The sequence below is a fragment of the Tenericutes bacterium MZ-XQ genome (genome assembly GCA_002838205.1).
Taxonomy (GTDB): domain Bacteria; phylum Bacillota_I; class Bacilli_A; order Acholeplasmatales; family Acholeplasmataceae; genus Mariniplasma.
Genome location: CP017950.1, coordinates 1,454,796 through 1,472,261, shown reverse-complemented (window position 1 = coordinate 1,472,261; position 17,466 = coordinate 1,454,796). Strand labels below are relative to the sequence as shown.

At 32.2% G+C, this 17,466-nt stretch carries 14 protein-coding genes; 10 read left to right on the top strand and 4 right to left on the bottom strand.

The window, feature by feature from the left end; all coding sequences use genetic code 11:
- The first annotated feature begins 67 nt into the window (after positions 1-67).
- Positions 68-1,084: a hypothetical protein gene (locus BK011_07340; GenBank protein ID AUD65515.1), complete on the top strand. Its 1,017-nt coding sequence runs from the start codon at positions 68-70 to the stop codon at positions 1,082-1,084.
- A gap of 42 nt (positions 1,085-1,126) precedes the next feature.
- Here the strand turns inward: BK011_07340 and BK011_07335 are convergent, their stop codons facing one another.
- Positions 1,127-1,684: a hypothetical protein gene (locus BK011_07335; protein ID AUD65514.1), complete on the bottom strand. Its 558-nt coding sequence runs from the start codon at positions 1,682-1,684 to the stop codon at positions 1,127-1,129.
- Positions 1,662-2,606, bottom strand: coding sequence for a TIGR01212 family radical SAM protein (locus tag BK011_07330; protein ID AUD66163.1), 945 nt, complete (start codon positions 2,604-2,606; stop codon positions 1,662-1,664). The genes BK011_07335 and BK011_07330 overlap by 23 nt, the downstream gene beginning before the upstream one ends.
- 70 nt (positions 2,607-2,676) lie before the next feature.
- Here BK011_07330 and BK011_07325 point away from each other — a divergent pair, with 70 nt between their 5' ends.
- The 5 genes from BK011_07325 to BK011_07305 all read left to right on the top strand — a co-directional run bounded on the left by BK011_07325 (position 2,677) and on the right by BK011_07305 (position 12,337).
- Positions 2,677-3,453 carry a hypothetical protein gene (locus BK011_07325; GenBank protein ID AUD65513.1) on the top strand — a complete coding sequence of 259 codons (777 nt, stop codon included), beginning with the start codon at positions 2,677-2,679 and terminating at the stop codon, positions 3,451-3,453.
- On the top strand, positions 3,454-7,911 hold the full coding sequence (locus BK011_07320) for a hypothetical protein (GenBank protein ID AUD65512.1): 4,458 nt from the start codon (positions 3,454-3,456) through the stop codon (positions 7,909-7,911).
- 43 nt (positions 7,912-7,954) lie between these two features.
- Complete coding sequence (locus BK011_07315; protein AUD65511.1) at positions 7,955-8,707, top strand: hypothetical protein; 753 nt, start codon at positions 7,955-7,957, stop codon at positions 8,705-8,707.
- A 256-nt stretch (positions 8,708-8,963) separates the two neighbouring features.
- A complete protein-coding gene (locus BK011_07310; protein AUD65510.1) occupies positions 8,964-9,983 on the top strand; it encodes a phenylalanine--tRNA ligase subunit alpha in 1,020 nt (339 codons plus the stop codon).
- A complete protein-coding gene (locus BK011_07305; GenBank protein AUD65509.1) occupies positions 9,980-12,337 on the top strand; it encodes a phenylalanine--tRNA ligase subunit beta in 2,358 nt (785 codons plus the stop codon). The genes BK011_07310 and BK011_07305 overlap by 4 nt, the downstream gene beginning before the upstream one ends.
- 249 nt (positions 12,338-12,586) lie before the next feature.
- Here the strand turns inward: BK011_07305 and BK011_07300 are convergent, their stop codons facing one another.
- Positions 12,587-13,744, bottom strand: coding sequence for a hypothetical protein (locus tag BK011_07300; GenBank protein ID AUD65508.1), 1,158 nt, complete (start codon positions 13,742-13,744; stop codon positions 12,587-12,589).
- Between the two features lie 262 nt (positions 13,745-14,006).
- On the opposite strand from BK011_07300, the gene BK011_07295 reads away from it, so the two are divergent.
- From BK011_07295 to BK011_07280, 4 genes are read left to right on the top strand one after another with little or no spacing between them, the layout of a single operon-like run.
- Positions 14,007-15,023 carry a 23S rRNA (adenine(2503)-C(2))-methyltransferase gene (locus tag BK011_07295; protein AUD65507.1) on the top strand — a complete coding sequence of 339 codons (1,017 nt, stop codon included), beginning with the start codon at positions 14,007-14,009 and terminating at the stop codon, positions 15,021-15,023.
- A gap of 10 nt (positions 15,024-15,033) precedes the next feature.
- Positions 15,034-15,990, top strand: coding sequence for a ribosome small subunit-dependent GTPase A (locus BK011_07290; protein AUD65506.1), 957 nt, complete (start codon positions 15,034-15,036; stop codon positions 15,988-15,990).
- Positions 15,991-16,002: 12 nt separating this feature from the next.
- Positions 16,003-16,632: a ribulose-phosphate 3-epimerase gene (locus BK011_07285; protein ID AUD65505.1), complete on the top strand. Its 630-nt coding sequence runs from the start codon at positions 16,003-16,005 to the stop codon at positions 16,630-16,632.
- The gene (locus tag BK011_07280) at positions 16,629-17,237 is read left to right on the top strand and encodes a thiamine diphosphokinase (protein AUD65504.1); all 609 of its coding nucleotides are present in this window, start codon (positions 16,629-16,631) and stop codon (positions 17,235-17,237) included. The genes BK011_07285 and BK011_07280 overlap by 4 nt, the downstream gene beginning before the upstream one ends.
- A gap of 32 nt (positions 17,238-17,269) precedes the next feature.
- Here the strand turns inward: BK011_07280 and BK011_07275 are convergent, their stop codons facing one another.
- The gene (locus BK011_07275) at positions 17,270-17,458 is read right to left on the bottom strand and encodes a 50S ribosomal protein L28 (GenBank protein AUD65503.1); all 189 of its coding nucleotides are present in this window, start codon (positions 17,456-17,458) and stop codon (positions 17,270-17,272) included.
- Positions 17,459-17,466 lie beyond the last annotated feature (8 nt).

The following is a 17,466-nucleotide window of genomic DNA, read 5'->3' as shown; positions in this document are numbered from 1 at the left end:
AAAATTAAAAAAATCCCAATAAAGTATTAATCCCAGTTGTATATAGAGTGAATAGGAGGAATGATTTATGAAAAAATTCAAATTCGTTTTAAGTTTTATTGCAATATTTGCCTTAGTAGGAATTATCGTGGGATGCACTACATCTGCTCAGGCAGAAGATAGTTATGTGACACTAGATATTAATCCTAGTGTAGAACTTATTGTCTCACCTAGAGATAAAGTGATTTATGCGAATCCACTCAATGAAGATGCAGAAATTTTACTTGTAGACCTAGATTTAATAGGCATGGATTTAGAAGATGCAATTGACCTCATTATCGAAACATCTATAGAATTAGGTTACATTTCAGCTGATGAAGACACTGAAACTTATGTATCTGTATCAGCAATCAATCAAGATGCTGAACTACAAGAACGTATCAAAAATAGAGTTAAAGAACATGTGAACAACGCATTTCAAAACAAAGGTTTAATGGGTAGAGCACAAGATAAAGGTTATCAACCTGAGTTCATTGAAGAAGCAGAAGGTTACGGCGTCACTCCAGGATTCTTATTCTTAGCAAAAGAAGCTGTAGAATTAAGTGATGGCCTATTATTAGAAGATGCTTTATTAATGACAAGAGATGAACTTATTGAAATCGTTAAAGCAGCTAGAGAAGCAATGAAAGATGTTGCCTTTGAACTAAGAGATCAATTTCATGCAGATCGTGATGCATTAATTGCTGAGTATGTACCTCAAATTGAAGCATTAGAAGTGCAAATTGCAGAAGTTGTCGCACAAATTGAAGCTTTAGAAGAAGGCGCAGATGCTACTGAATTAGAAGCAACACTTGCTGATTTAAATGCACAACTAGAAGCGTTAAGAACAGAGTTCCATGATGAAATGGCTGCAGTTAGAGATGCTTTCCATACACAATCTGAAGCATTAAGAGAATCATTTAGACAAGCGAAAATTCAAAAAAGACAACAACATCAAAACGAAGTTAATCGTTTTAGACAAGACATGGAAGAAAGACGCGAGCAAATGAGAGATCGTATTAGAGATTATCAAAACGAAGAAGACGAAACAGAAGAAACAGAATAGCATTACCCATAATCCCCTTATGGGCTTAAAAAAAGAACTTAATCATTGGTTAAGTTCTTTTTTGTATATCATCACAAGATAAGGTGGATTTAAATGTTGATAGGGTAGATTTGTTTTCACAACCTTAAAGTATCTATGATCAACTGTTTTAAAAAATTTTTCCAAATCAGCACTTTCAATTTTTCCTTCTTCATGACCTGGATATATTACCATGAAGATGATCCCACCTTCGAGTAAATCTTCCATAACGATTTTTAATGAGTTTATGGTAGAAGATGATGAAGTTGTAATGGTTTTATCTGCATTTGGTAAATAACCTAAGTTATAAACAACATATTTGTACTGACTCGCATAGTTTTTGATACACTCGTGTGAATCCAATATTAATTTTACATTCTGTATTTCATTATCTTTTAATCTTTTTTGGGTGATTTCTAAAGCTTGTCCCTGAATATCAAAAGCATAAACAAATTTAGAAATTTGAGCTAAAAATAATGTGTCATATCCATTACCCATCGTCATATCAACAACAATATCATCTTTTGTGATATATGCATGCATCAAATGATGTGCAATATCAATGATGTGCGTGTTTTTCATAGTAATCTCCTTGAAATAAATTTAAAGCTCTAAGCCTTTTATCAATTTCATTTGTAACAACAAATTTTTTCTTTGTCCATGTAGGTGCAATCAACATTTTAGAAGGTGCATCGCCTGTTAATCTATGAATAATAATATCTTTTCTAAGCCACAAAATTTGCTCAACGGTGATATCTACATAATCTTCTAGTGTTAATAGAGGCCATGGATTTTTTTTGTAGTCATAGCCCATCTTTGTTTTTTCCATTAAGTGAAGCATATGGATTTTAATCCCTTGAACATCAAGTTTATTGACATGTTTAATGGTTTCAATCATCATGTCTTTTGTCTCATAAGGTAAGCCATTAATAACATGTACAACCACTTCAATATTTCTTTTTCTTAAAGCTTTAACAGCGTCATCAAAGCATTTTAAGTCGTGAGCTCTATTGATCAAATCCGATGTTTTTTCATGAATTGTTTGTAAACCTAACTCAATTTGTAAAGGCATACGCTTATTTAAATCTTCTAAATAATCTAAAACATCAAGAGGTAGGCTGTCTGGTCTTGTACCTATGGATAACATGACAATGTTTGGGTCTAATGTAATTGCTTCTTCGTAAAGCGCTTTTAATCGCTCTAATGGTGCGTGTGTATTGGTGTTTGCCTGAAAGTATGCGATATAATATCCATCATTCCATTTCATTTGCATCATTTCTTTGATATTTTCAAATTGTGTTTTTAAAGATTCTCTTTTATTACCAGCAAAGTCACCACTGCCCATAAAAGAACAAAAAGTACAGCCACCAGTTGCAACTGTTCCATCTATGTTTGGGCATGTAAAACCACCATTAAGTGGTATTTTATATACCTTTTTTTGATACTTATGTCGATAATAATGATTGAGGGTATTATAATGTTTTTCGTGATTCATTAAGTTCATATTTTTCACCAAATTCATTTTATCATAAATGTCTAAATATGATATAATAATATGAAAAGGAGTTGAAGGTATGTTCAAGAAATTTACAACAAGTTTATCCAAGCCCCCTTTAACAATTTTTTTTATGAAGGATTCATGGTTTAAGGTCATTTTATATGTCATTTTTGTGACTTTTTTAATTGTGATTCCTAATTTCATAAAAACTGCAATTGATCCCTCTATGGATTATCACATGTATGAAGAAATGAAAGATGTGATTGCTAAAGATTTTAGATACGAGCAAGCATCTATTGTTGATGGAAAACTGATTTATGAGTCATATCAAGTTGTTGATGTTGACTATTTTAAAATATATTTAGGAAATCAAAATCTAAACCCTAATACGATCAGTTTTGTTTTTGAAGAACAATCGATTGCTGTTTATGCGATGGATATAGAACTTGATCGAGTTTCATATCAAAGTTTGAATCTAGAAACTTATGATTTTGGTTCAACTGAGCAAAGCGAAATCACAAGGTTGAGTGTGGCATTAAAAACAGTATATGAAAGACAAACGATGTTATTATATGCAGAAACAATAGCGCTTTATTTGTTTTCTCTCGTTGATTATTTAGTCATCGCATTATTAATGGCTGTGCTCATGGCAATGTTTGTCCAAAGAGTACCCATGGCATTTTCTATGCGTTTAAAACTGTCATTATATTTAACTACGGTTTATGCAGTTGTTCAGCTTATTTTAGTGCTGTTTAATGCATCTTATTTAAATGTATTAGGCATGATTGCTGCATATATTTATCATAACCTTGCATATCGATCAATCACAATTATACCGAAAGGAGTTATTTAAGTGGAAAAGAATAAATTTCAATTATTTCTAGAGCAGTCAAAATTCAAGTCACCCATTTTAAATAATGCCTATTTGGAACATGTTTTAGTCGATGAAAAATCTAAAAAATGGACATTTAAATTAACCTTAGATGCTATGCTTGATCCTGAGGTTCTTTTACCTTTTATAGAGCAATTAAAAAGTTACTTTCGAGTGCCAAAGGTTGTATCAAAAGTTGAAGTTGAATTAGACTATAAAGATAAAAATGGATTAAAGGATTTAGCTTGTAAATATTTTGATTATGCTGTGATTGAGTTATCTAAAGATAAGGCGAGTTTACTCGTTTTAAAAAACTTTAAAACTATGTATGAAGATCATCAAATCAAAGTTTTGATTGACAAAGATAGCACATATATCAAACAACATTTTAAAACCATTCAAAAATTGCTATTGCCATTAGGGGTTGATCTTGAGGTTAATTATGTCATTTCGGAAGATTTAGAACCAACATCAAAAATGATATCGAAATCGATCAAAGCCCAAGAAAAAGTATTAGAACAGCGTGGCGAATATGCAAAACAAGCAAAACAGGAAGTCACAAAAAAAGTATTTACCAAAAAGAGTAGTCCAAAAGCGATTGCGATTAAAGAAATACCACTTGATCAATATCGCCTAGATCAATATAAAAATCAAAAAGGTGATACGAACTTCTTAATTGAAGGTACCATCTCTAAACTTGAAATCAGAGAGTTAACCAATACTAAACTTTTAAGTTTTGTATTATACGATGATGATGACGCCATTCATGTCAAAAATTTCTTAAGAGGTAAAAAGGATTTAGATTTAGCATCATCACTAAACGAAAATGATGTTGTTCAAGTTGAAGGTAGAGCGCAATTTGATACATATCAAAAAGATGTCGTTATTTTTGCGAATGCCATCAATTTTTTAGAAAAATCAAAGAAGCTTGAAAGACAAGATAAAGCTAAAGAAAAACGCATTGAGTTTCATGTTCACACGAAAATGAGTAACATGGATGGCATAGGAGAAGTATCAGAGTATGTCAATCAAGCGATTAAGTGGGGACATGAAGCAATTGCATTTACTGATCATAATGCACTTTATGCATACCCTGAAATATATAAAGCAACTAAAAATAAAGCAATCAAGCCTATATATGGTGTTGAACTAGATTTTGTAGATGAAAATGCATTTAAAATTACAACAGATTCAGAACAAGATTTAGCACTTAAAGATCAGACATATGTTGTTTTTGATATTGAAACAACAGGATTGTCATCAACAAGAGATAAAATCATTGAGATTGGGGCTGTTAAAGTGACAGCTTCTAATACTATAGAAAAATATCAAACATTTGTAAATCCAAATGAGTCATTATCAGAGTTTACAACTCGATTAACAAGCATCACGGATGAAATGGTAAAAGATGCTCCACAAATCGATGAAGTTCTCCCTTCATTTCTTAAGTTTTGTGAAGGTAGTATCTTAGTTGCACATAATGCACATTTCGATGTTGGACATATTAAAGAAAACGCAAAGCATCTAAACTTGATTTTTGATGATTCGTTGGTTATTGATACATTAAGCTTAGCTAGATATTTTTATTCTGATCAGTTAAAAAGATTTAATTTGAAGGCTGTTGCAAAATTATTTAAAGTTAAACAAGAACAGCATCATAGAGCTGATGATGATGCATTTGTAACAGCGCAAATATGGCAGCAAATGCTTCAGGATTTGATTTCTAAAGATATTAGAAGCTATCAAGAAATCAATCAAGCAATTGATTTAAAAGAAGCTTGGAAACACCAAATGCCTTATCACATCAATGTGTTAACCCAAACTCAAGAAGGGTATAAAAATTTGTTCAAAGTGATCAGTGATGCACTCACAGATCATTTTTACAATGGACCAAGAACATTAAAATCAGTTCTAGATAAGCATCGAGATGGTTTACTCATCGGCAGCGGATGTGCAAATGGAGATGTTTTTGAAATTGCCTTAAATAGGGATGATCAATCTTTAAAGAAAGCCATTGCATACTATGACTATATTGAAGTTCAACCACCGCAAGCATACAAACACTTAAAACAAGACCTAGGACAGTTTGCTGATGAAGTCATTGAAGCAATCATCACTAAAATTATTCGTTATGCAAAAGAAATGAATAAGTTAGTGATTGCTACAGGTGATGTGCACTATTTAGAGAAAAAAGATGTTTTATATAGAGAAATTTATATTAGAACTCCACTTGTTGGTGGAGGGATTCATCAACTGAATAAATATGAAGAAATGCCAGAACAATATTTTTTAACAACCGATGAAATGCTAAAATCGTTTAGTTTCTTAGATCAAGAATTAGCCTATGAAATTGTTGTTAAAAACACACATATATTAAATGATAAAATTGAACGTATTCAAGCATTTACAAGTGAACTTTATGCACTGCCTGATGATGCATTCTTAGAACAGTTAGGCATTGAATCGATAGCAGGAGAAGTGAAACGACTTGTCTATGATAAGATGCAATTTTTGTATGGAGAACATCCACATCAAATTGTATCAGAGCGTGTAAAAAAGGAATTAAATAGCATTATAGGAAATGGGTTTGCAGCAAACTATTATATTTCACATCTTTTAGTTAAAAAATCATTAGAAGATGGATATTTGGTTGGTTCACGTGGATCTGTAGGTTCATCTTTAGTTGCAACTCTACTTGATGTGACAGAAGTGAATCCGCTTAAGCCACATTATCGTTGTCCAAATGGTGATTTTACAGTCTTTCATCTAACTGATGAAGAAAAAATCGCATATGGTTTAACACCGGAACAAAAAGACTTCCAACCATATTTTGATAATGTACAATGTGGATATGACTTACCAACTCATCAGTGTCCTATTTGTGGTGAAAAACTCGTTAAAGATGGACACGATATCCCATTCGAGACATTCTTAGGTTTTGAAGGAGAAAAAGTTCCAGATATTGATCTTAACTTTTCTGGAGATTATCAATCAAAAGCGCATCAATATGTTAGAGAACTCATTGGTGCTGATCATACGTTTAGAGCAGGAACCATTCAAACGGTTGCAGAAAGAAATGCTTTTGGTTATGTCAAAGGCTATTTGGAAGATAAACATCTTGAAAAAAGATCTGCTCAAATTGAAAGATTAGCTAAAAAAATAGAAGGTGTCAAACGTTCAACAGGACAGCATCCTGGTGGTATTGTTGTCGTGCCTAAGTCAAAGACAATCTTTGATGTGACACCGATTCAATATCCAGCAGATGATACCTCAAGTGAATGGAAGACCACTCATTTTGATTATCATTCATTTGAAGATAATCTACTCAAACTTGATATTCTAGGACACGATGATCCAACACTCATTAAATTTTTAATGGACTATGTTTTCGAACATCCAAAAGAATTTCCATTTCATAAAGCTCAAGATATTCCACTTGATGATCCAAAGGTCTATGAACTCTTTTCAGGAACTAAAGTCATTGGTGTTGAGTCACATGAAATCATGAGTGAAGTCGCATCTTACGCAATACCTGAGTTTGGGACAAACTTTACAAGACAGATGCTAGTAGATACAAAACCGAATACGTTTGCGGGACTTGTTAAGATTTCAGGGTTATCTCATGGAACAGATGTTTGGCTCAAAAACGCACAATCTTTAGTGAATAATAAAACAGATTTTGGTAAGATTCCATTTAATGATATTATTGGTTGCCGTGATGATATCATGGTTCAACTTACTGAATTTGGATTGTTGCCAATTAAAGCGTTTGAGATTATGGAGTTTGTTCGTAAAGGTAAACCATCAAAAGATCCAGCAAAATGGCTCATTTATGAACAAGAAATGAGAAAACACAATGTACCTGAATGGTATATATGGTCTGCAAGCCAAATTAAGTATATGTTCCCGAAAGCACATGCTGCGGCATATGTTATTATGGCCATGAGAATCGCTTGGTTTAAAGTTTATAAACCACTCTTATTCTATAGTGGGTTTTTCTCGAAACGGGCAACTCAGTTCGACTATGAAATCATGGTAGCTGGCTCTAATGCGATTCGAAATAAACTCAATGAACTCCAAGCACAATATAATCTAAAAGCGAAAGATGAATCTTTACTTGTGACACTTGGCGTAGCATTAGAGATGACAAAACGAGGATTCAACTTTTTACCAGTCGATATTCATACATCTGAAGCAACTACGTTTATCATGGAAGATAAAGGATTAAGAATGCCTTTTAACTCAATTGATGGCTTAGGTGAGCAAGTTGCTATTGATATTGTGGCAAAAAGAGAACAAAAACCTTTTACATCAAAAGATGATGTGAAAAATCGAACGAAGATAAACAAAACAGTATTTGAAAAAATGGAATCTTATGGTGCATTTAAAGACCTAAATTCGGAAAATCATGTGATAGAATCGGGATTGTTTGCACTTTAAGAAATAAAGAGATATAATATGTGTTGATAAAGGAGTGATTGTGATGAGAAGTTCTAACCCAGTTTTTAGCAGAATACAAAGAGATACAACATATACAGGTGTCGCAGAAGCAACCTATAGTGGTATTATCTTAAAGACAGTTTTATTGTTAGTTTTAGCAGTAGTTAGTGGTGGGACAGTAATTGGCTTGGCTTTTGCTGGTAGATTACCAGCTGAATCACTATATGGTTTACTTATAGGATCTGCAATTGTAGCATTTATTTCGGTTTTAGTTGCATCAATCAGTCCTAGACTGGCAAGATATTTTGCGATTATATATGCACTTGCAGAAGGGGTTGTATTGGGCTTTATCACTGCAGTTTTTGAAGAAGTCTTAGGCTACGGCGGCATCGCTGTTACAGCAGTTATTGCAACTGCAACTATTTTCGCTGTGATGCTATTCTTATATTCTAGTAGAACGATTCGAGTAACTTCAAGATTTAGAAAAATCATGTATACAGCCTTATTTTCAATTTTGATTTTATCAATTATTTTTGGATTGTTATCCATAGGAGGAAGTCCAATTATCAGCAGTATCACAGGAAATTTAACGATAGTTCTTGTTATGTCTGGAGCACTTATTGTATTTGGTGCATTGATGTTAACATTAGACTTTGATCGTGCTGAAATGATTGTAGAAAGTGGTGCAGATAAATCTTATGAATGGGTAGTATCTGTAGGTCTTATGGTTACAATCGTTTGGATTTATTTACAATTGTTAAGATTTTTAGCAATTTTAGCTTCTAGAAGAGATTAGCACAAAAGTTGAAAAATATAAATTGTTGATAGAAAGTAGTAGTATATATAAAGGTTTATAAGAGAGCGTAGGCTGGTGGAATCTACGTAAATACTATATATATGAATTCATTCTTGAAAGATGCCAATCACATCCGTATGTCTGCGTTAAAGACTAAGAGGGCTAGAGTCATTCTAGAACTAAGGTGGTACCGCGAAATTTTCGTCCTTAGACTTTTTGTCTGAGGACTTTTTATTTATAAAGGAGAAGAAGAAAAATGAATGAAACATTAAAAAAACTAAAAGATGATGCAATTGAAAAACTTAGTCAAGTCGATACTTTAAATGACTTAGAAACAGTTAGAGTCGAATACTTAAGTAAAAAAGGACATATTTCTTTGATGATGGGTAAATTAAGAGACTTACCTAACGAAGAACGACCAGCTTTTGGACAAATGGTCAATCAAGTGAAACAAGAAGTCGAGCAAGCTTTATACCAAAAAAAGCAGGTGTTAGAAGAAGAAGCTTTACTTGAAACTCTACAAAAAGAACATATTGATGTAACACTACCGGGATATCAATTTTATCAAGGGTCTACACATCCGTTGAACCAAGTGATTGAAGATATTGAAGATTTATTTATGGGCATGGGATATACTGTTGAAGAAGGACCTGAGCTTGAAAACGATCATTATAACTTCGAGATGATGAATTTAGATAAAGATCATCCAGCGAGAGATATGCAAGATACTTTTTATGTTGATGAGCAAATGTTACTTAGAACACATACATCACCAGTTCAAGCGAGAACCATGCTTAAGATGAAAGGACAACCTTTAAAAATCATTTGTCCTGGTAAGGTGTATCGCCGTGATGATGATGATCCAACACATTCTCATCAATTTACCCAAATCGAAGGATTAGTGATTGATAAAAATATAACTTTTGCACATTTAAAAGATGCGCTTTTAACGATGGTAAGACATTTATTTGGACCTGAGAGAAATATTAGACTTAGACCTTCGTATTTTCCTTTTACAGAGCCTAGTGTAGAAGTGGATGTATCTTATATTAAAAAAGATGGGAGTATCGGATATATCGAAATTTTAGGTGCTGGCTTAGTTCATCCAAATGTTTTAAAAATGGGTGGATATGATCCAGAAATCTATAAAGGATTCGCGTTTGGTGTTGGTGTTGAGCGTATTGCGATATTAAAATATAACATTGATGACATTAGACATTTTTACACCAATGACATGAGATTTTTAAATCAATTCAAAGGAGTGAGCAAGATATGATTATCACACAAAATATGCTCAAAAAATGGGTAAACATTCCAGATGATATCTTAGAAGTTACAAATCAAAAAATTATAGAGGTTGAAAGTTTTGAACCTTTAAATACAGCTACAAATTTAGTTATAGGTAAAGTATTAACTTGCGTACCTCATCCGAATTCTGATCATTTAAACTTAACTACAGTTGATTTAGGTGATCGCGTTGAACAAATTGTATGTGGTGCACCGAATGTTCGTAAAGATCAATATGTTGTTGTTGCGCAAGTCGGTACGGTTTTACCTGGGAATTTTGAAATTAAGAAATCTAAGATTAGAGGTGAAGAATCATCAGGTATGATTTGTTCACTTCAAGAATTAGGGATTGATGAAGAATTGATTCCAGATGATTTTAAAGAGGGTATTTATCATTTTGCTGAACCAAAAGAAATTGGATCTCCAGCTTTAGAAGCACTTTCTTTAGAAGGATGGAAGATGACTTTAGGACTGACACCGAATCGATCTGATTTATTATCGATTTTAGGGTTTGCTTATGATTTAGCATCGCTGACTCATCAAAAAGTAGTGATACCTGAGATAAAGATCAAAGAAGAAAAAACCGAAAATCCAGTAAAAGTTGAAATTAAGACAGAAGGATGTCTAAGATATTACGCTAGACATATGAGTGAAGTCACAATAAAAGAATCTCCATGGTGGCTAAAAAGTGCACTTTTAGCACACGATATTAAACCAATCAATAATGTTGTTGATATTTCAAATTATGTATTATTAGAATATGGTACACCACTGCATATGTTTGATGCTAAAAAAGTAAAATCAAATCACATTGTTGTTAGAGATGCTAATGAAGATGAAGAAGTCATCTCTTTAGATGGATTAAAAAGAATTCTAAAAAAAGATGATGTTGTCATTACTGATGGAGAAAAACCGATTGCGATTGGTGGTGTCATGGGCTTAGAAAACACAATGATTGATGAGAACTCTACATCTGTGATTTTGGAAGCTGCTTATTTTGATTCAAAACGTATTCAAAAAACATCAAAACGTCTAAACTTAAAAAGCGACTCATCTCTACGTTTTGAAAGAGGAATTGATGATAGACGTGTTCTTTTAGGTCTTGAAAGAGCAACTGAACTTTTAATTGAACTTGCAGATGCAAAAGTATCTCAAGGCATTAGTGAAGTTGTTACAACAGAAAGAAAGATTCCAACGATTGAAGTGCCTAAAACATTCTTTAGTGATCGTTTAGGTGTTGAAATTGAAGAAGAGGCATTACTTGATTATTTTGATAGATATCAATATCAAGTGGTAACAAAAGAAAATCACTATTTAATAACACCTCCAAGTTATAGAATTGACTTAGAAATTCCTGCAGATATTTTAGAAGAAATCGCACGTATGCATGGGCTAAATCAAATTCCAATGACAAAACACTTAAACCAAACACATGGATATTTAACACAAAAACAAAAGCGCCTAAGAAATCTGCGTCATGAACTTGCTCACTTAGGTCTTCATGAAGTCATTACTTATTCACTAACTGATGAAGAAAACTATAATAAATATAAAATTATTGGCGAAAAAGTTGAAATCTTAATGCCACTATCTTCTGATAAAAAAGTCCTTAGACAAAGCTTATTAAACGGCTTGTTGCAAACAGTTAGTTATAATCAAAATCGACAAACTGATGACGTTCATTTGTTTGAAATCGGACATGTGTTTGCTAAAGGTGTTGAATATTCGACATTAGCCATTGCAATGAGTGGTAAGTGGCATCAATCAAAATGGCAAAAACAAAGTATAGATGTTGATTTTTATGTACTTAAAGGTGTTTTAGACCAAGTCATGAAAGCACTAGATATTGATTTGACCTATGAAACAACAAAAGAACATGCATTCTTACATCCTTATCGTCAAGCAAATATTAAGTATGGTGATGATGTTATTGGATTGATTGGTGAAATTCACCCAAGCGAGCAAAAAGCTTTAGATATTAATTTAACTTATGTACTTGAACTTAAATTAGATAAACTTCTTAAACATAAAGTTGTATTTACCTTTGAAACTATTTCTAAATATCCAAATATCGAAAGAGATTTAGCTATCGTTGTTGATGAAGATATTGAAGCAAAAGCTTTAATTGCTATGATCAAACAAACATTAAGACAAAATCTAGTTGAACTTAGTGTATTTGATGTATATCAAGGAAGTCACATAGAGACTGGAAAGAAATCTATTGCGTTTAATTTAGTTTTTAATGACTCAAGTAAAACTTTAGAGACACAAGATGTGGATAAACTCATGAAAAAAATTGTTTCAAGACTTGCTTATGAATATAAAGCGGAAGTTAGAAAATAAAGTTTGCAAAAGTTAAGCACTTTTTTATAAGAGTGCTTTTCTTTTTTCAGTACTTATGTATATGCATTTATCAGTAGTTTCTTTCAATATATATAGATTATCGTGTATAATATAATGTAGGTGACTAACTATTAAAGTCAAGAGGTTTATTTCATATAAAACGAAAAGACCTCTATATTTAAAAATGAAGAGGCTTAAACAAGTTATTTCAAATGAATTAGCACTAAGCCGCCACAGTTTTGAAGCTAATTATTTTAATTTATTTGAGTCAAAGAAAGTTTGTGTTTTTTCTAAATGAAAAATAATCCGAATAAGTTTTTTAGCTAAATGCGTCATCACTACACGATGGTGTTTGCCTTCAGCTTTCTTCTTTAAGTAATACTTATAGAGCGTAGGGTTATAAATCATTAGTGTCAGACAAGCATTGATTAAAGTTGTTCTTAGATAAGAACTACCGCGTTTAACTAATTTACCAACTGATTCTGATGTTCCAGATTGTGAAATACTAGAATCTAGACCAGCATAAGCAGTCATTTGATTGGGGTTATCAAATAATGATATATCACCAAACTCAGCTAGTATAATTGCAGTAGACATTACACCTAAACCTTTAATACTTTCAAAGTATGTAGGATATTGTTTTATGAATGATTTAATTTTGCTCTCTAAGTTATTAATATCCTTAGCTAGAACTTCAACATAATGGATTGAAAGTTTAAGTTTATATACTTCAGCTTCACTAGGTACACCAATCGTATGAGATGCTAATTTGATTAGTTTTGTAAACTTTACATAACTAAATTTACCCATCGAAAGCTTTCTAATAGGATCATAGTGTTTATCATTTAAATGTTTGATTTTATCAGGCGTAGTATACTTCTTTAAAAGATATAAAGAAGTCATAGAATAGCCTTGTTCTTGCATGAAGGGCTTGAATTCAGGAAATATGATGTCTAAAGATTTTGTCATTGTATTGTACTGAGCAGTTCTAAGAGAAACTAACTTAGATCTAAGCCTTGTATATATTTTTAAGGCCTGAATATGGTAAGATTGATGATGATAGGCTTTGTAGTCTACAGACATCATATATTCGGATATTAGTTTTGCATCTTTCTTATCGGTTTTAAGCTTTCTTAGTGATTTTGAGTCGCTAAACTTCTTCACTAGAAAAGGATTGATTTCCATGAATTTATAGCCATGGGATGTAAGAAAAGATTTTAAATTATCTCCGTAATGACCTGTAGCCTCAAGGCCTATGATCATATCTTGTTTCTTAAATGGTTTAAAGTATTGAAGAAGTTGTTTAAACCCAGTTGAATTATTCTCGAATGAGAATGATAGACCTGCTTCAGTGGCGATGAAGCAGTCATGTTTGTACTTTGATATATCAAAACCGATATAAATCATCGTACACACCTCCCAAAAAGTTATTTGTACTCGTGTTTTGCCCACTAAGTCTTTACCTCATAATCATGTAATAAACGTCTAGCGTTATCTAACTATTGCTGATTAAAATAAAGACTGTGGTAAGTGTCACCTAGAAACAGTCAATGCTGTAATAAAATGAAACAAATCCACAGTACAATAGTATTATATTAAATTAGAAGTAAAGGAGTAAATAATTAAGTCGTATATCTAACTTAATACAACTTAATTATTACATGATGAAATGTTAATTTATGATATTACAAAAGAAGAACTCATAGAGTTTTTAGAAACAAACGGACACAAAAAATATAGAGCAGATCAAATCTGGCAATGGGTTTATAAGCAAAAAATTTCAGATTTTTCAGAAATGCATAACATGCCAAATGATCTTATTGAACTATTGACCCAAAATTTCACGTTAAAAGCACTAGAACTTGTGCTTCAACATAGAAGTCAAGATGGCACATTGAAATGTTTATATAGCCTTCATGATGGCCATTTAATTGAATCTGTACTGATGAAACAACATTATGGTAATAGCATTTGTGTAACGACACAAGTTGGATGCAATATTGGTTGTTCTTTTTGTGCCTCTGGGCAATTAAAAAAGAAAAGAGATTTAACTGCTGGTGAGATTATCTCACAAATTATAGAAACAGAAAAAATATTAAAAGAAAGAATCAATTATGTCGTTGTGATGGGTATTGGAGAACCTTTTGATAATTATGAAAACTTACTTAAATTTTTAACCATCATCAATGATCCAAAAGGATTATCTATTGGTGCACGACATATTACAGTATCGACAAGTGGTATTGTTCCAAAAATTAAAGAATATGCGCACATGGGCATGCAAGTTAACTTAGCAATCAGCTTACATGCGCCAAACAATGATATTCGTTCTAAATTGATGAAAATCAATCAAGCGTATCCAGTAGAAGAAGTGATTGATGCAATTAGATATTATTTAAAAGTTGCAAACAGAAGAGTAACGATTGAATATATCTTAATTGATGAAGTGAATGACATGGATGAAGTTGCTCATGAGCTTGTAAAGGTTCTTAGAGGGCTTAATGTATATGTAAACTTAATTCCTTATAACGAGGTCTTAGAAGCTCCTTATAAACGCTCTAAGATTGAACAGCAATTAAGGTTTTATGATATATTGAAGAAAAATAGAATTCAAGTGACACTAAGAAAAGAACAAGGACATGACATTAATGCGGCTTGTGGCCAATTAAGAAGTCAACATCTATAGGAGGGTTTTTTTGAAAAAAGGATTTATTAAAAAATTGATTGCAAATCAGTATACTGTCGTCGATGAAACAACACATGAAGATGTGATTTGTCAAGCACGCGGAAAATTCAGATATATGAAGGTTGATGAAGATAGTGCATACAATAAACAACTCACTAAAAGGACAAAAAAAGAAACTAAGTTTATTCAAGTAAGTCCTAAAGTAGGTGATAATGTTTTATATGATGATTCTGAAGATCAAGCCTTAATTACTGAAATCTTACCAAGAAAAAACGATTTAGTAAGACCAGACGTTGCTAATATCGACCAAGCTTTACTTGTTTTTTCTGCAGTAAATCCTGATTTTAGTTTTAATTTACTTGATAAATTTTTAATTATTATGACGCAAGAAAACCTTGATCCAGTCATCGTGATTTCTAAAATAGACCTCATAGGAAAAGATGCACTTGATCAATTAAAAAAAGACTTAAAGTACTATGAAGACATTGGGTATGAAGTTTACTATGTCAATAGCAAACAACGCATCGGTATTGATGTTTTAACACATATTTTTAAACATAAAATTACTGTGTTGGCAGGCCAAACTGGTGTTGGTAAATCAACACTACTAAATGCTTTAATGCCTGAGCTGGGACTTAAAACACAAGAGATTTCAAAAGCTTTAGGTAGAGGTAAACATACAACAAGACACACTGAATTATATAACTATAATGAAGGCTACATAGTAGATACCCCAGGATTTTCAAAAATCGAGTATAAGATTTTTTATCCTGAAGATTTAAAACAGTACTATCCAGACTTTGTTAAATATCAATCAGATTGCAAATTTTCAAATAAGTGCAATCATGTTTATGAGCCTGGTTGTGCTGTCAAAGAAGCTTATGAAGAGCATAGGATTTTAGCATCAAGATATGAAAATTACAAACAGTTTTTTGAAGAAATCAAAGCTCAAAAAGATAAATATTAAGGAAGTGATATTATGTTAGTTGCACCATCAATATTAACAGCGAATTTCGCAAAATTAAACGATGAAATCGAAAAAATCCAAACTGCTGATTATATCCATCTCGATGTGATGGATGGTCATTTTGTGCCCAATATTTCATTTGGTCCTCATATTACACGAAGTATCAATCACATCACTCAGATTCCATTAGATATTCATCTGATGGTCACTGATCCTCTTTTTTGGATAGACCAGTTTGCACTTGATCAAACAGAATATATAACAGTTCATATAGAAGCAAACGATACAGAAGAAACCCTAAAGAAAATCAAAGAAAAAGGGATAAAAACGGGAATATCTATCAAACCTAAAACAAAGGTTTATGATATAGTACCATTTTTAAACGATATAGATTTGGTTTTAGTTATGACTGTAGAACCTGGATTTGGTGGACAATCATTTATGGAAGATATGATGGATAAAGTCAAAGAGTTGGTAGAACTTAGAAAACAAAAGAATCTCCATTTTATCATTGAAGTTGATGGTGGTATCAGTGACCAAACCATTGATATATGCAAAGATAGCGGTGTAGATATGGTTGTTGCTGGTAGTTATGTGTTTAACCATAAAAACCCAAAAGAAGCGATTGAGAGTTTAAAATGAGAGTTTTAATTGTTGTCCATCCTGTCCCTAAAGATATAAAAAAAATCATCACATTAAAAGATGATGATTATGTGATTGCTGTTGATCAAGCAGTGCTTGATCTTTATAAGCAAAGAATTAAGATTGATTTAGCTGTCGGTGATTTTGATTCATTAAAAAATGAAGGTATTTTGACACAATTAAATGTTGTTAGATTAAAACCAGAAAAAGATGTTACTGACACTTATCAAGCACTGATTGAAAGTCATAATTTAAATCCTGATGAACTCTTGATGATTGGTGGCATTGGTGGAGATCGTATTGAGCATTTTGTGGTTCATTTAATGCATTTTAATGAGTTTAAAAACTTAAGGATTTTAAACGAACATTCAGAAATTTTCATGTTAGAAGAAGGCATTAAAGAGATTGCATTTGAAGGGTATGTATCAGTGTTTGCATATCCACATGCAAAAATTACTCTTGAAGGCTTTAAATATCCATTAAACGAGTATCAGTTAGGTCAGTTTGATCCGCTTGGTATCAGTAATGAAAAGACAAAAGAAAAAGCACAAATCCATGTACATCAAGGATGTGTGCTAGTTATATTATCTCAAAAAGATAGATAAAAAAATAAAAGGCGATTGCCTTTTTATTTTTTTTAAACGCGTTCTAAATTGTTCTTTTTTAAAGCTCTAGCAGAAACCTTAACTTTAACGATTTTGCCATTTTCATCTTTAATACGAACTGTTTGTAAATTACTCTTCCAAGTACGGCGAGTAGCATTTAATGCATGACTGCGTTTATTGCCAAATACTGTCTTTTTTCCTGTTACGTAGCATGTAGCCATATCTCTCA

Coding starts and splice junctions, on each gene's coding strand:
- BK011_07275 (AUD65503.1), bottom strand. CDS start 17,458: ATGGCTACATGCTACGTAACAGGAAAAAAGACAGTATTTGGCAATAAA.
- BK011_07310 (AUD65510.1), top strand. CDS start 8,964: ATGAATGAAACATTAAAAAAACTAAAAGATGATGCAATTGAAAAACTT.
- BK011_07300 (AUD65508.1), bottom strand. CDS start 13,744: ATGATTTATATCGGTTTTGATATATCAAAGTACAAACATGACTGCTTC.
- BK011_07330 (AUD66163.1), bottom strand. CDS start 2,606: ATGAACTTAATGAATCACGAAAAACATTATAATACCCTCAATCATTAT.
- BK011_07335 (AUD65514.1), bottom strand. CDS start 1,684: ATGAAAAACACGCACATCATTGATATTGCACATCATTTGATGCATGCA.
- BK011_07295 (AUD65507.1), top strand. CDS start 14,007: ATGTTAATTTATGATATTACAAAAGAAGAACTCATAGAGTTTTTAGAA.
- BK011_07315 (AUD65511.1), top strand. CDS start 7,955: ATGAGAAGTTCTAACCCAGTTTTTAGCAGAATACAAAGAGATACAACA.
- BK011_07285 (AUD65505.1), top strand. CDS start 16,003: ATGTTAGTTGCACCATCAATATTAACAGCGAATTTCGCAAAATTAAAC.
- BK011_07325 (AUD65513.1), top strand. CDS start 2,677: ATGTTCAAGAAATTTACAACAAGTTTATCCAAGCCCCCTTTAACAATT.
- BK011_07340 (AUD65515.1), top strand. CDS start 68: ATGAAAAAATTCAAATTCGTTTTAAGTTTTATTGCAATATTTGCCTTA.
- BK011_07305 (AUD65509.1), top strand. CDS start 9,980: ATGATTATCACACAAAATATGCTCAAAAAATGGGTAAACATTCCAGAT.
- BK011_07280 (AUD65504.1), top strand. CDS start 16,629: ATGAGAGTTTTAATTGTTGTCCATCCTGTCCCTAAAGATATAAAAAAA.